The sequence below is a fragment of the Citrobacter sp. MGH105 genome, from assembly GCF_001037485.2.
Classification (GTDB): Bacteria; Pseudomonadota; Gammaproteobacteria; order Enterobacterales; family Enterobacteriaceae; genus Citrobacter; species Citrobacter portucalensis.
On record NZ_CP073048.1, the window covers coordinates 4,089,604 to 4,103,610 of the forward strand.

At 52.1% G+C, this 14,007-nt stretch carries 12 protein-coding genes, 1 tRNA gene and 2 rRNA genes; 8 read left to right on the forward strand and 7 right to left on the reverse strand.

Going from position 1 to position 14,007, the window contains the following annotated elements; all coding sequences use genetic code 11:
* Positions 1–70: 70 nt before the first annotated feature.
* The 4 genes from SK35_RS19735 to gmhB form a co-directional block, all read right to left on the reverse strand.
* Positions 71–2,978, reverse strand: a 23S ribosomal RNA gene (locus SK35_RS19735).
* Positions 2,979–3,199: 221 nt separating this feature from the next.
* Positions 3,200–3,275, reverse strand: a tRNA-Glu gene (locus tag SK35_RS19740).
* A gap of 85 nt (positions 3,276–3,360) precedes the next feature.
* Positions 3,361–4,902: ribosomal RNA gene (locus SK35_RS19745) — 16S ribosomal RNA — on the reverse strand.
* Together the 16S and 23S rRNA genes with 1 tRNA gene alongside form the textbook arrangement of a ribosomal RNA operon.
* A 369-nt stretch (positions 4,903–5,271) precedes the next feature.
* Positions 5,272–5,838 (reverse strand): D-glycero-beta-D-manno-heptose 1,7-bisphosphate 7-phosphatase, encoded by a 567-nt coding sequence (gmhB, locus tag SK35_RS19750; protein WP_003829138.1) that lies wholly within the window; start codon positions 5,836–5,838, stop codon positions 5,272–5,274.
* A 189-nt stretch (positions 5,839–6,027) separates the two neighbouring features.
* Between gmhB and metN the strand changes: the two genes are divergently transcribed.
* From metN to proS, 6 genes are all read left to right on the forward strand, one after another.
* A complete protein-coding gene (metN, locus tag SK35_RS19755) occupies positions 6,028–7,059 on the forward strand; it encodes a methionine ABC transporter ATP-binding protein MetN (protein ID WP_003829140.1) in 1,032 nt (343 codons plus the stop codon).
* Entirely contained in the window at positions 7,052–7,705 is a 654-nt protein-coding gene (locus tag SK35_RS19760) for a methionine ABC transporter permease MetI (RefSeq protein WP_003018471.1), read from the forward strand. The genes metN and SK35_RS19760 overlap by 8 nt, the downstream gene beginning before the upstream one ends.
* A 44-nt stretch (positions 7,706–7,749) precedes the next feature.
* Positions 7,750–8,565, forward strand: coding sequence for a methionine ABC transporter substrate-binding lipoprotein MetQ (gene metQ, locus SK35_RS19765; RefSeq protein WP_003829145.1), 816 nt, complete (start codon positions 7,750–7,752; stop codon positions 8,563–8,565).
* Positions 8,566–8,681: 116 nt separating this feature from the next.
* On the forward strand, positions 8,682–9,086 hold the full coding sequence (rcsF, locus tag SK35_RS19770; RefSeq protein ID WP_003018477.1) for an Rcs stress response system protein RcsF: 405 nt from the start codon (positions 8,682–8,684) through the stop codon (positions 9,084–9,086).
* Positions 9,083–9,790: a tRNA (N6-threonylcarbamoyladenosine(37)-N6)-methyltransferase TrmO gene (tsaA, locus tag SK35_RS19775; protein ID WP_008786279.1), complete on the forward strand. Its 708-nt coding sequence runs from the start codon at positions 9,083–9,085 to the stop codon at positions 9,788–9,790. Before rcsF ends, tsaA begins: the two co-directional genes overlap by 4 nt.
* Before the next feature lie 113 nt (positions 9,791–9,903).
* The gene (gene proS / locus SK35_RS19780) at positions 9,904–11,622 is read left to right on the forward strand and encodes a proline--tRNA ligase (protein WP_048214882.1); all 1,719 of its coding nucleotides are present in this window, start codon (positions 9,904–9,906) and stop codon (positions 11,620–11,622) included.
* Positions 11,623–11,666: 44 nt separating this feature from the next.
* Here proS and nlpE read toward each other — a convergent pair whose 3' ends face one another.
* From nlpE to SK35_RS19795, 3 genes are read right to left on the reverse strand one after another with little or no spacing between them, the layout of a single operon-like run.
* A complete protein-coding gene (gene nlpE / locus SK35_RS19785; RefSeq protein ID WP_085951559.1) occupies positions 11,667–12,365 on the reverse strand; it encodes an envelope stress response activation lipoprotein NlpE in 699 nt (232 codons plus the stop codon).
* Between the two features lie 30 nt (positions 12,366–12,395).
* On the reverse strand, positions 12,396–12,818 hold the full coding sequence (gene arfB, locus SK35_RS19790; protein WP_032942412.1) for an alternative ribosome rescue aminoacyl-tRNA hydrolase ArfB: 423 nt from the start codon (positions 12,816–12,818) through the stop codon (positions 12,396–12,398).
* On the reverse strand, positions 12,815–13,360 hold the full coding sequence (locus tag SK35_RS19795) for a YaeQ family protein (RefSeq protein WP_003018497.1): 546 nt from the start codon (positions 13,358–13,360) through the stop codon (positions 12,815–12,817). Before SK35_RS19795 ends, arfB begins: the two co-directional genes overlap by 4 nt.
* A 188-nt stretch (positions 13,361–13,548) precedes the next feature.
* Here SK35_RS19795 and SK35_RS19800 point away from each other — a divergent pair, with 188 nt between their 5' ends.
* Together SK35_RS19800 and rof are read left to right on the forward strand one after the other, a co-directional pair.
* Positions 13,549–13,749: a YaeP family protein gene (locus tag SK35_RS19800; RefSeq protein WP_048214883.1), complete on the forward strand. Its 201-nt coding sequence runs from the start codon at positions 13,549–13,551 to the stop codon at positions 13,747–13,749.
* On the forward strand, positions 13,736–13,996 hold the full coding sequence (gene rof / locus SK35_RS19805; protein WP_003018503.1) for a Rho-binding antiterminator: 261 nt from the start codon (positions 13,736–13,738) through the stop codon (positions 13,994–13,996). Before SK35_RS19800 ends, rof begins: the two co-directional genes overlap by 14 nt.
* The last annotated feature ends 11 nt before the right edge of the window (positions 13,997–14,007 follow it).

Here is a 14,007-nt window from a genome sequence, read left to right on the forward strand (position 1 = left end):
TTGCATGTCGATGTAATCTGTAATCAAGCTGAATTTCGACGTCTCTTCGCCAAAACACCTTCGGCGTTGTAAGGTTAAGCCTCACGGTTCATTAGTATCGGTTAGCTCAATGTATCGCTACACTTACACACCCGACCTATCAACGTCGTCGTCTTCAACGTTCCTTCAGGACCCTTAAAGGGTCAGGGAGAACTCATCTCGGGGCAAGTTTCGTGCTTAGATGCTTTCAGCACTTATCTCTTCCGCATTTAGCTACCGGGCAATGCCATTGGCATGACAACCCGAACACCAGTGATGCGTCCACTCCGGTCCTCTCGTACTAGGAGCAGCCCCCCTCAATTCTCCAGCGCCCACGGCAGATAGGGACCGAACTGTCTCACGACGTTCTAAACCCAGCTCGCGTACCACTTTAAATGGCGAACAGCCATACCCTTGGGACCTACTTCAGCCCCAGGATGTGATGAGCCGACATCGAGGTGCCAAACACCGCCGTCGATATGAACTCTTGGGCGGTATCAGCCTGTTATCCCCGGAGTACCTTTTATCCGTTGAGCGATGGCCCTTCCATTCAGAACCACCGGATCACTAAGACCTGCTTTCGCACCTGCTCGAGCCGTCACTCTCGCAGTCAAGCTAGCTTATGCCTTTGCACTAACCTCCTGATGTCCGACCAGGATTAGCTAACCTTCGTGCTCCTCCGTTACTCTTTAGGAGGAGACCGCCCCAGTCAAACTACCCACCAGACACTGTCCGCAACCCGGATTACGGGTCTACGTTAGAACACCAGCCATTAAAGGGTGGTATTTCAAGGATGGCTCCATGCAGACTGGCGTCCACACTTCAAAGCCTCCCACCTATCCTACACATCAAGGACCAGTGTTCAGTGTCAAGCTATAGTAAAGGTTCACGGGGTCTTTCCGTCTTGCCGCGGGTACACTGCATCTTCACAGCGAGTTCAATTTCACTGAGTCTCGGGTGGAGACAGCCTGGCCATCATTACGCCATTCGTGCAGGTCGGAACTTACCCGACAAGGAATTTCGCTACCTTAGGACCGTTATAGTTACGGCCGCCGTTTACCGGGGCTTCGATCAAGAGCTTCTCCTTACGGATAACCCCATCAATTAACCTTCCGGCACCGGGCAGGCGTCACACCGTATACGTCCACTTTCGTGTTTGCACAGTGCTGTGTTTTTAATAAACAGTTGCAGCCAGCTGGTATCTTCGACTGATTTCAGCTCCATGAGTAAATCACTTCACCTACATATCAGCGTGCCTTCTCCCGAAGTTACGGCACCATTTTGCCTAGTTCCTTCACCCGAGTTCTCTCAAGCGCCTTGGTATTCTCTACCTGACCACCTGTGTCGGTTTGGGGTACGATTTCGTGTTACCTGATGCTTAGAGGCTTTTCCTGGAAGCAGGGCATTTGTTACTTCAGCACCGTAGTGCCTCGTCATCACACCTCAGCGTTAATAAGATACCGGATTTACCTGGAACCTCCGCCTACATGCTTAAACCGGGACAACCGTCGCCCGGCTAACATAGCCTTCTCCGTCCCCCCTTCGCAGTAACACCAAGTACAGGAATATTAACCTGTTTCCCATCGACTACGCCTTTCGGCCTCGCCTTAGGGGTCGACTCACCCTGCCCCGATTAACGTTGGACAGGAACCCTTGGTCTTCCGGCGTGCGGGTTTTTCACCCGCATTATCGTTACTTATGTCAGCATTCGCACTTCTGATACCTCCAGCATACCTCACGATACACCTTCAACGGCTTACAGAACGCTCCCCTACCCAACAACACATAGTGTCGCTGCCGCAGCTTCGGTGCATGGTTTAGCCCCGTTACATCTTCCGCGCAGGCCGACTCGACCAGTGAGCTATTACGCTTTCTTTAAATGATGGCTGCTTCTAAGCCAACATCCTGGCTGTCTGTGCCTTCCCACATCGTTTCCCACTTAACCATGACTTTGGGACCTTAGCTGGCGGTCTGGGTTGTTTCCCTCTTCACGACGGACGTTAGCACCCGCCGTGTGTCTCCCGTGATAACATTCTTCGGTATTCGCAGTTTGCATCGGGTTGGTAAGTCGGGATGACCCCCTAGCCGAAACAGTGCTCTACCCCCGAAGATGAATTCACGAGGCGCTACCTAAATAGCTTTCGGGGAGAACCAGCTATCTCCCGGTTTGATTGGCCTTTCACCCCCAGCCACAAGTCATCCGCTAATTTTTCAACATTAGTCGGTTCGGTCCTCCAGTTAGTGTTACCCAACCTTCAACCTGCCCATGGCTAGATCACCGGGTTTCGGGTCTATACCCTGCAACTTAACGCCCAGTTAAGACTCGGTTTCCCTTCGGCTCCCCTATTCGGTTAACCTTGCTACAGAATATAAGTCGCTGACCCATTATACAAAAGGTACGCAGTCACACCCCGAAGGATGCTCCCACTGCTTGTACGTACACGGTTTCAGGTTCTTTTTCACTCCCCTCGCCGGGGTTCTTTTCGCCTTTCCCTCACGGTACTGGTTCACTATCGGTCAGTCAGGAGTATTTAGCCTTGGAGGATGGTCCCCCCATATTCAGACAGGATACCACGTGTCCCGCCCTACTCTTCGAGTTCACAACACATGCACTTTTGTGTACGGGACTTTCACCCTGTATCGTGCGACTTTCCAGACGCTTCCACTAACACACATGCTGATTCAGACTCTGGGCTGCTCCCCGTTCGCTCGCCGCTACTGGGGGAATCTCGGTTGATTTCTTTTCCTCGGGGTACTTAGATGTTTCAGTTCCCCCGGTTCGCTTCATTACGCTATGTATTCACATAATGATAGTGTGACGAATCACACTGGGTTTCCCCATTCGGAAATCGCCGGTTATAACGGTTCATATCACCTTACCGACGCTTATCGCAGATTAGCACGTCCTTCATCGCCTCTGACTGCCAGGGCATCCACCGTGTACGCTTAGTCGCTTAACCTCACAACCCGAAGATGTTTCTTTCGATTCATCATCGGCTTGCAAAAATTTGAGAGACTCGAACACACCGCTTTTCATTTCTTATTACGGAGAAATGAAACAGTGTGTCGTTTCAATTTTCAGCTTGATCCAGATTTTTAAAGAGCAAATATCTCAAACGTGACTCGTAAGTCAGTTTTGAGATACTTCGGTCGGCGACTTTCACTCACACATACCAGCAAGTGGCGTCCCCTAGGGGATTCGAACCCCTGTTACCGCCGTGAAAGGGCGGTGTCCTGGGCCTCTAGACGAAGGGGACACTGAAGTCTCAATCGCAAGACGCCTTGCTATTTACTTTTCATCAGACAATCTGTGTGAGCACTGCAAAGGTCGGTTCTTTAAGGTAAGGAGGTGATCCAACCGCAGGTTCCCCTACGGTTACCTTGTTACGACTTCACCCCAGTCATGAATCACAAAGTGGTAAGCGCCCTCCCGAAGGTTAAGCTACCTACTTCTTTTGCAACCCACTCCCATGGTGTGACGGGCGGTGTGTACAAGGCCCGGGAACGTATTCACCGTGGCATTCTGATCCACGATTACTAGCGATTCCGACTTCATGGAGTCGAGTTGCAGACTCCAATCCGGACTACGACATACTTTATGAGGTCCGCTTGCTCTCGCGAGGTCGCTTCTCTTTGTATATGCCATTGTAGCACGTGTGTAGCCCTACTCGTAAGGGCCATGATGACTTGACGTCATCCCCACCTTCCTCCAGTTTATCACTGGCAGTCTCCTTTGAGTTCCCGGCCTAACCGCTGGCAACAAAGGATAAGGGTTGCGCTCGTTGCGGGACTTAACCCAACATTTCACAACACGAGCTGACGACAGCCATGCAGCACCTGTCTCAGAGTTCCCGAAGGCACCAAAGCATCTCTGCTAAGTTCTCTGGATGTCAAGAGTAGGTAAGGTTCTTCGCGTTGCATCGAATTAAACCACATGCTCCACCGCTTGTGCGGGCCCCCGTCAATTCATTTGAGTTTTAACCTTGCGGCCGTACTCCCCAGGCGGTCGACTTAACGCGTTAGCTCCGGAAGCCACGCCTCAAGGGCACAACCTCCAAGTCGACATCGTTTACGGCGTGGACTACCAGGGTATCTAATCCTGTTTGCTCCCCACGCTTTCGCACCTGAGCGTCAGTCTTTGTCCAGGGGGCCGCCTTCGCCACCGGTATTCCTCCAGATCTCTACGCATTTCACCGCTACACCTGGAATTCTACCCCCCTCTACAAGACTCTAGCCTGCCAGTTTCGGATGCAGTTCCCAGGTTGAGCCCGGGGATTTCACATCCGACTTGACAGACCGCCTGCGTGCGCTTTACGCCCAGTAATTCCGATTAACGCTTGCACCCTCCGTATTACCGCGGCTGCTGGCACGGAGTTAGCCGGTGCTTCTTCTGCGAGTAACGTCAATTGCTGCGGTTATTAACCACAACACCTTCCTCCTCGCTGAAAGTACTTTACAACCCGAAGGCCTTCTTCATACACGCGGCATGGCTGCATCAGGCTTGCGCCCATTGTGCAATATTCCCCACTGCTGCCTCCCGTAGGAGTCTGGACCGTGTCTCAGTTCCAGTGTGGCTGGTCATCCTCTCAGACCAGCTAGGGATCGTCGCCTAGGTGAGCCGTTACCCCACCTACTAGCTAATCCCATCTGGGCACATCCGATGGCAAGAGGCCCGAAGGTCCCCCTCTTTGGTCTTGCGACGTTATGCGGTATTAGCTACCGTTTCCAGTAGTTATCCCCCTCCATCGGGCAGTTTCCCAGACATTACTCACCCGTCCGCCACTCGTCACCCAAGGAGCAAGCTCCTCTGTGCTACCGTTCGACTTGCATGTGTTAGGCCTGCCGCCAGCGTTCAATCTGAGCCATGATCAAACTCTTCAATTTAAAAGTTTGATGCTCAATGAATTAAACTTCGTAATGAATTACGTGTTCACTCGTTGAGACTTGGTATTCATTTTTCGTCTTGCGACGTTAAGAATCCGTATCTTCGAGTGCCCACACAGATTGTCTGATAAATTGTTAAAGAGCAGTTGCGACGCGCTTTAGCGCTCTGTCGCGAGGTGGCGTATATTACGCTTTCCTCTTTCAGAGTCAACCCTCATTTTCAGGTTTTTCTCTTCAACCGAACCGGCTGTTTGTGTGAAGTGATTCACATCCGCCGTGTCGATGGAGGCGCATTATAGGGAGTCGACTCAGGAAGACAAGCGGAAAAATGCATTTTTGTTTCAACCGCTCACCTTTTATCCACAACGCTTACTTTTGCTGCTTTTTTATCGCCATCGGCAGGTCTGCCAGACTATTTATGACCAAATCTGCCGCATTTTCAGCTTCTGGCGTGACGGGTTTGCCTGTGCGCACCAATACCTTCGTGCCAACATTCGCAGCTGCCGCCGCCTGCATATCTTCAATTTTGTCGCCTACCATATAAGAAGCGGCCATATCGATGTGCAAGAAGTCTCGGGCGGAGATAAACATGCCAGGATGTGGTTTACGACAGTCGCAGACCTGACGATACTCTTCTACAGTACCCTGTGGGTGATGCGGGCAGTAGTAGATGCCATCCAGCTCAACGTCGCGATCGGCCAGCGACCAGTCCATCCATTCGGTCAACGTTTCAAACTGCGCCTCAGTAAATTTACCACGCGCGATACCAGACTGGTTCGTCACGATAATAAGCGCGTAACCCATCTTTTTAAGTTCACGCATGGCATCAATAACGCCGTCGATAAACTCAAACTCGTCGATCTCATGTACATAACCGTGGTCCACATTAATGGTACCGTCACGGTCGAGAAAAATTGCGGGTACAGACTTTGCCACCTTTTATAGCTCCTGAATAAGGCATGTGACTCTAGTATCGCATGTTTCAGCGGGCAAGAAAGTGCTCATCGTGCAAAGCCCGATTGATTTAGACGTCTGGATGCCTTAACATCCATCTTGTTGACGGCTTCGACCGTACCTGACAGACGAAAATGCCACGGCTAACTTAATTACGATAATAAATAACCAATGATTAAACTTTCGAATATCACCAAAGTGTTCCAGCAGGGGACTCGCACCATTCAGGCGCTAAATAATGTCAGCCTGCATGTTCCTGCCGGGCAGATTTATGGCGTTATTGGCGCCTCCGGCGCCGGTAAAAGTACGCTCATCCGCTGCGTTAACCTACTCGAACGCCCTACCGAAGGCAGCGTTCAGGTTGGCGGTCAGGAGCTGACCACGCTTTCTGAGTCGGAGTTGACTAAAGCTCGCCGTCAAATCGGTATGATTTTTCAGCACTTTAACCTGCTCTCTTCCCGTACGGTGTTCGGTAACGTCGCACTACCGCTGGAACTGGATAATACGCCAAAAGAAGAGATCAAACGCCGCGTAACAGAACTGTTGGATTTGGTTGGTCTTGGAGACAAGCACGATAGCTACCCGGCCAACCTTTCCGGTGGACAAAAACAGCGTGTGGCGATCGCCCGTGCGCTGGCAAGTAATCCCAAAGTGTTGCTGTGCGATGAAGCCACCAGCGCACTCGATCCGGCAACGACCCGCTCGATTCTGGAATTATTGAAAGATATTAATCGTCGTCTGGGACTCACCATTCTGCTGATTACCCACGAAATGGACGTTGTAAAACGTATTTGTGACTGCGTGGCGGTCATCAGCAATGGTGAACTGATTGAGCAAGACACCGTTAGTGAAGTGTTCTCACATCCGAAAACGCCGCTGGCACAGAAATTTATCCAGTCCACGCTGCACCTGGATATTCCGGAAGATTATCTGGAACGTTTGAAAGCGGAGCCGGAAGCCGACAGCGTGCCGATGCTGCGTATGGAATTCACCGGCCATTCGGTCGATGCACCGCTACTTTCTGAGACGGCCCGTCGGTTTAATGTGAATAACAACATTATTAGCGCGCAGATGGATTACGCCGGCGGTGTGAAGTTCGGCATCATGCTGACTGAAATGCACGGCACACAGGAAGATACACAAGCAGCCATCAGTTGGTTGCAGGAACACCATGTAAAAGTAGAGGTACTGGGTTATGTCTGAGCCGATGATGTGGCTGCTGGTTCGCGGCGTATGGGAAACGCTGGCAATGACCTTTGTGTCCGGTTTTTTTGGCTTTGTGATTGGTCTGCCGGTTGGCGTGTTGCTGTACGTAACACGTCCGGGGCAAATTATTGAGAACGCGAAGCTCTACCGTACGCTCTCTGCGCTGGTGAACATTTTCCGTTCCATCCCGTTCATCATCTTACTGGTGTGGATGATTCCGTTCACCCGCATGATCGTAGGCACCTCTATCGGACTGCAGGCAGCTATCGTTCCGCTGACCGTCGGTGCCGCGCCGTTTATCGCCCGTATGGTGGAAAACGCGCTGCTCGAAATCCCGACCGGGCTGATAGAAGCCTCTCGTGCGATGGGCGCCACGCCGCTGCAAATTGTACGTAAGGTATTACTGCCAGAAGCACTGCCAGGACTGGTCAATGCGGCCACCATCACCCTTATCACGCTGGTTGGTTACTCCGCGATGGGCGGTGCCGTCGGTGCCGGTGGTCTTGGACAGATTGGCTATCAGTACGGCTATATTGGTTACAACGCTACCGTAATGAATACAGTACTGGTATTGCTCGTCGTTCTGGTTTATTTAATTCAGTTATCCGGCGATCGCATCGTCCGGGCTGTCACGCACAAATAACGTTGCACACAACACTAAAAACTCATTAAGAAAAGGAAATAAGCATGGCGTTCAAATTCAAAACCTTTGCGGCAGTTGGAGCCCTGATCGGTTCTCTGGCACTTGTGGGTTGCGGTCAGGATGAAAAAGATCCTAATCACATCAAAGTGGGCGTTATTGTTGGCGCAGAGCAGCAGGTTGCAGAAGTCGCGCAGAAAGTGGCAAAAGAAAAATACGGTCTGGACGTTGAGCTGGTCACGTTTAACGATTACGTTCTGCCTAACGAAGCGCTGAGCAAAGGCGATATCGATGCTAACGCCTTCCAGCACAAACCGTACCTGGACCAGCAGATCAAAGATCGCGGTTATAAGCTGGTTGCTGTAGGCAATACTTTTGTTTACCCGATTGCGGGCTACTCCAAAAAAATCAAATCACTGGATGAGCTGCAGGACGGTTCCCAGGTCGCGATTCCAAACGACCCGACTAACCTTGGTCGTTCCTTGCTGCTGCTGCAAAAAGTGGGCTTAATCAAACTGAAAGACGGTGTTGGCTTGCTGCCGACCGCGCTGGACGTGATTGAAAACCCGAAAAACCTGAAGCTGGTTGAACTGGAAGCACCGCAGCTGCCGCGTTCCCTGGACGATGCACAAATCGCACTGGCGGTCATCAACACCACCTACGCCAGCCAGATCGGCCTGACTCCGGCAAAAGACGGTATCTTTGTTGAAGATAAAGATTCCCCGTACGTAAACCTGATTGTAACTCGTGAAGACAATAAAGATGCTGAGAACGTGAAGAAATTCGTTGAAGCATACCAGTCTGACGAAGTGTACGAAGCAGCAAACAAAGTCTTCAACGGCGGTGCTGTTAAGGGCTGGTAATTTTAGGCTGTTTACAGAATCTGTAATATCATCAGGACGGGCGCTTGCCCGTCTTGTCATTTATGCAAGCACCTGATTCAATATCTGACGTTTAGATCATTCATTGAGGAAATATTATGCGTGCTTTACCGATCTGTTTAGTAGCACTCTTGCTGAGCGGCTGTTCTATGTTAAGCAGATCCCCTGTTGAACCCGTTCAAAGCACCGCAACCCCGCCGAAAGCGGAGCCGGAAAAACCGAAAGCACCGCGCGCTACGCCGGTAAGAATCATTACTAACGCTGAAGATTTAGTAGGCAAACCGTTCCGCGATCTTGGCGAAGTTAGCGGTGAATCCTGCCAGGCTTCAAACCAGGATTCCCCTCCGAGCATTCCAACCGCACGCAAACGCATGCAGATTAACGCATCAAAAATGAAAGCTAATGCGGTATTGCTGCACAGTTGCGAAGTGACCAGCGGAACGCCGGGTTGCTATCGTCAGGCGGTTTGCATCGGTTCTGCACTGAACATTTCGGCGAAATGAGCCATTTTCAGTTCGAGCAAATAGGCGTTATCCGCTCACCTTATAAAGAAAAGTTCGCCGTTCCACGCCAGCCCGGTCTGGTGAAAAGCGCCAGCGGTGAACTGCATTTGCTCGCACCTTATAACCAGGCCGATGCCGTTCGCGGCCTGGAAGCCTTCAGTCATTTGTGGGTGATTTTTGTTTTTCACCAGACAATGGAAGGTGGATGGCGTCCAACCGTGCGCCCTCCCCGCCTTGGCGGCAACGCCAGAATGGGTGTCTTTGCCACGCGTTCAACGTTTCGTCCTAACCCTGTTGGCATGTCGTTGGTTGAGCTACGGGGCATCCGCTGCCATAAAGAGCACGTGATCCTCGAACTCGGTGGGCTGGATCTTGTTGATGGCACGCCAGTCGTAGATATAAAACCGTATCTGCCGTTTGCCGAATCGTTACCCGATGCTCGCGCCAGCTATGCTCAGGATGCCCCCAAGGCCAGCATAGACGTGACGTTCAGTGAAGATCTCGCGGAGCAGCTACCGAAGCTCGAACAACGTTACCCGCATCTTCGTCAGTTTATTGCCGAAGTGCTGGCGCAGGATCCGCGTCCTGCCTATCGTAAAAACGAGGAAGAAGGCAAAACCTACGCCGTCTGGCTGCTGGACTTTAACGTCCGCTGGCGCGTCACGCCGTCAGGATTTGAGGTCTTTGCTCTGGAAGCCCGCTAATTTGCGTCGCGTACTCTTTTGACATCCCTTTCTCGCTGGTAAACTAAACCACTTTTGTTTTGTGCCAGGCTCGTTTTGAGCCTGTTCGATCGTTCAACTGGAACCGTAACAACATGCGTACTAGCCAATATCTGCTCTCCACTCTGAAGGAGACACCTGCCGACGCCGAAGTCATCAGCCACCAGCTGATGCTGCGCGCCGGGATGATCCGCAAGCTGGCCTCCGGGTTATATACCTGGCTGCCGACCGGCGTGCGCGTCCTGAAAAAAGTCGAAAACATCGTGCGTGAAGAGATGAACAACGCCGGTGCGATCGAGGTGTTGATGCCGGTCGTTCAGCCTTCTGAACTGTGGGAAGAGAGCGGCCGTTGGGAACAATACGGCCCGGAACTGCTGCGAATTGCTGACCGTGGCGATCGTTCGTTCGTCCTCGGCCCAACGCATGAAGAAGTGATCACCGACCTGATCCGTAACGAGCTGAGCTCTTACAAACAGCTGCCGCTGAACTTCTATCAGATTCAGACCAAATTCCGTGACGAAGTCCGTCCACGCTTCGGCGTGATGCGCTCCCGCGAATTCCTGATGAAAGATGCATACTCTTTCCACACCTCTCAGGAATCCCTGCAGGAAACCTACGACGCGATGTACGCTGCGTATAGCAAAATCTTCAGCCGTATGGGACTGGATTTCCGTGCAGTACAAGCGGATACCGGTTCTATCGGCGGCAGCGCCTCTCACGAATTCCAGGTGCTGGCGCAGAGCGGCGAAGACGATGTGATCTTCTCCGACTCCTCTGACTATGCGGCGAACATCGAATTTGCCGAAGCCGTTGCGCCGAAAGAGCCGCGCGGGGCAGCAACCCAGGAAATGACGTTGGTAGATACGCCGAACGCTAAAACCATCGCCGAACTGGTTGAGCAGTTCAACCTGCCTATCGAAAAAACCGTGAAAACCCTGCTGGTGAAAGCGGTTGAAGGCAGCAGCTACCCGCTGGTCGCCCTGCTGGTTCGTGGCGATCACGAGCTGAACGAAGTCAAAGCGGAAAAACTGCCGCAGGTTGCCAGCCCGCTGACCTTTGCCACCGAAGAAGAAATTCGTGCGCTGGTAAAAGCAGGTCCTGGCTCGCTCGGTCCGGTGAATATGCCAATTCCGGTGGTTATCGACCGTACCGTTGCAGTAATGAGCGATTTCGCTGCCGGTGCCAACATCGACGGTAAACACTATTTCGGTATCAACTGGGATCGCGACGTGGCCACCCCGGAAGTTGCTGACATCCGTAACGTGGTCGCCGGCGACCCTAGCCCGGACGGCAAAGGTACGCTGATGATCAAACGCGGTATCGAAGTCGGCCACATCTTCCAGTTGGGTACCAAGTACTCTGAAGCGATGAAAGCCGCTGTTCAGGGCGAAGATGGCCGTAACCAGACGCTGACTATGGGCTGCTACGGTATCGGGGTCACTCGCGTAGTCGCTGCTGCTATTGAACAGAACTTTGACGATCGTGGCATCGTATGGCCAGATGCCATTGCCCCGTTCCAGGTCGCCATTCTGCCGATGAACATGCACAAATCCTACCGTGTGCAGGAGTTGGCTGAAAAGCTGTACACTGAGCTGCGCGCGCAGGGTATCGAAGTGCTGATGGACGATCGTAAAGAGCGTCCGGGCGTGATGTTTGCCGATATGGAACTGATCGGTATCCCACACACCATCGTGCTGGGCGACCGTAACCTCGACAACGACGATATCGAATACAAATACCGTCGTAACGGCGAGAAAGAGCTGATTAAAACCGGCGACATCGTCGACTTCCTGGTCAAAGCCATTAAAGGCTAATACCAACAAAAAGGCCCTGATTATCAGGGCCTTTTTTCTATCGATTAATTACACGCTTTACCAGGGATAAATTTCGCGTCTTTATCCGCCATCAACGTTTTCACTTTCTCACCCGTATCCGGGTTTGACTCCAGCGTGAAATGCGCCTCAAGCGTCAGCAGTACGGACTGTCCGTTTTCCGCACGAGCGGCTAAATAGTCGCGTTCAAGCTGAGCGTTATTCGCCACCGGCATCCGTTTACCCGTTGCGCAGTCGGTAAAGATTGCCGCGTCAGCCATGTAGAAATACATGCCTCGCATCGGCATTGGCGTCACCGGTAAGCTGGCGGAAACCGGCTGGAGCGTGTAGTTAAACTGTGACTCAATCGGGTTACCTTCACGATCGAGCATTTCCAGCGCCTCGCCTTTAGCCCGGTAGTACGATTTTTCACCTTTACTGTCGGTCAGCACCAGTTTGTCGGCTGTACGCGCCCATGTGCCATAAGAGGCAAACGAAGACGGTTCATCCCGCACGCCCTGATAGCGTTCGTTCATCACCCATGTGCCGTCTTTTTCCAGAAACAGAGAGGTTTCAATCCCTTCGCAGTCCGCGCAAGGTAAGATGCCACGCCAGCTTTGCTGCATCGGTTTTAATTCTGCCGCCCGCGTCGGCTGTAGTACTTCAACTTCAGTACGGTTATTACAGCCGATCAAGGAAAAAAGCGTGCATGCAGCGACCACGGACAATATTGCTGTTTTCACTATCAATTCCTTATTAATTTTTATTCCCGCTCGTCAGTCTTGCGTTCGACGAACTCTCCCGCGCAGTGCTTTCACTGTGGATTTTTGCGCCTTCGATGACAACCTGCGCTCTTTCGAGGCGCGCGTAGGGCGAGTTGCCTGTCGGCTTTTTTGCACCGCGGTTAATTCTTTTATCACCGCCACCAGTCGGGAGATTGCCGCTTCCCGATTGAGCTCCTGGCTACGGTATTCCTGCGCCTTAATGATAATAATGCCATCGCCGCTAATCAGATGATGGCTGGCGGCCAGCAGGCGTTCCTTGTAATACTCTGGCAGGCTCGAGGCCCGAATGTCAAAGCGCAAATGGATAGCCGTCGAGGTCTTGTTAACGTGCTGACCACCCGCGCCTTGTGCCCGAATCGCCGTGATTTCCAGCTCATTATCAGGGATAGAGACGTTTCGGGAGAGAACAATCATGAACGCGGCTGCCACGCAGTCAGATGAATTTCCAGATTGTTCTGAGAATCGGACAGCCAAATAGCGCCGTCCTGAATAGTCGCCTGCAGCGCCATTGTACGACCAGCAAAATCACTCAGTTGCGCCAGCTGTTCATCATCCAGATACCACACGGTGAGATTTTTAAACTGCGCACATTTGTTCTGGTTTTGCTGCCACCAGATCTGAGCCGCACGGCTGTTGTAGGCAAACAGAGCAACCTCACCAGACTGGGTACAGGCTTTCTTGATACGGCGCTCATCCGGCAGACCCAGCTCAATCCAAAGATCGATGCCCAGATGGTCGTTACGCAGCCATGCTTCAGGCTCGTCTTCCGCGCTCAGGCCACGCGTGAACTGCAGCCGTTCATCGGCATATTTAATCCAGGCCAGCAGGCGCAGCATCATGCGCTCCTGGGTTTCAGAGGGGTGACGCGCCAGCGTCAAGGCCGCGTCAAGAAACTGGTTGCGGTCAAGATCCGCTACGTTGACGACGGCTTTATAAATTGTCGCTTTAAGCGCCATGGGAGAACTCCTTTCGAATCAGGCGCACATTGTAGCGAAAACTGCGGCAAAAGGCTGCTAACTGCTCACCTATCAAGGCGCTGATATTGCTTGAATGAGTATGGTATAGTCACCTTGCTAAACAGAGTTTATCTTCGTAGGCTTAGACTTGCATCCACGGTTAAGTCAGAGTGCTGACAGGAGGGCATGTGGAAAAATATTGTGAGTTAATACGCAAGCGGTACGCGGAAATCGCCAGCGGAGACTTAGGGTATATCCCGGATGCGCTGGGTTGCGTATTGAAGGTGCTTAATGAAGTGGCGACAGACAGCGCCCTTCCAGAGTCGGTCAGGGAAAAAGCGGCCTATGCTGCCGCGAACTTACTGGTGAGCGATTATGTCAATGAATGAAACGTATCAACCCATCAACTGCGATGATTACGACAATCTTGAACTCGCCTGCCAGCACCATTTGTTACTGACGCTGGCGTTAAAAGATGGCGAAGTTTTGCAGGCGAAAGCGAACGACCTGGTTTCACGCAAAAACGTGGAGTATCTGGTCGCAGATGTCGCAGGTGAAACCCGGGAGCTTCGTCTCGACAAAATTGCCAGCTTCAGCCACCCGCAAATCGGTACCGTGGTGGTCAGCGAATCCTGATTATTTTGGTG

What these genes read in the sequence shown, in the direction of transcription:
- metN (WP_003829140.1), top strand. Translation starts at nt 6,028, where the DNA reads ATGATTAAACTTTCGAATATCACCAAAGTGTTCCAGCAGGGGACTCGC.
- SK35_RS19760 (WP_003018471.1), top strand. Translation starts at nt 7,052, where the DNA reads ATGTCTGAGCCGATGATGTGGCTGCTGGTTCGCGGCGTATGGGAAACG.
- metQ (WP_003829145.1), top strand. Translation starts at nt 7,750, where the DNA reads ATGGCGTTCAAATTCAAAACCTTTGCGGCAGTTGGAGCCCTGATCGGT.
- rcsF (WP_003018477.1), top strand. Translation starts at nt 8,682, where the DNA reads ATGCGTGCTTTACCGATCTGTTTAGTAGCACTCTTGCTGAGCGGCTGT.
- tsaA (WP_008786279.1), top strand. Translation starts at nt 9,083, where the DNA reads ATGAGCCATTTTCAGTTCGAGCAAATAGGCGTTATCCGCTCACCTTAT.
- proS (WP_048214882.1), top strand. Translation starts at nt 9,904, where the DNA reads ATGCGTACTAGCCAATATCTGCTCTCCACTCTGAAGGAGACACCTGCC.
- arfB (WP_032942412.1), bottom strand. Translation starts at nt 12,818, where the DNA reads ATGATTGTTCTCTCCCGAAACGTCTCTATCCCTGATAATGAGCTGGAA.
- SK35_RS19795 (WP_003018497.1), bottom strand. Translation starts at nt 13,360, where the DNA reads ATGGCGCTTAAAGCGACAATTTATAAAGCCGTCGTCAACGTAGCGGAT.
- rof (WP_003018503.1), top strand. Translation starts at nt 13,736, where the DNA reads ATGTCAATGAATGAAACGTATCAACCCATCAACTGCGATGATTACGAC.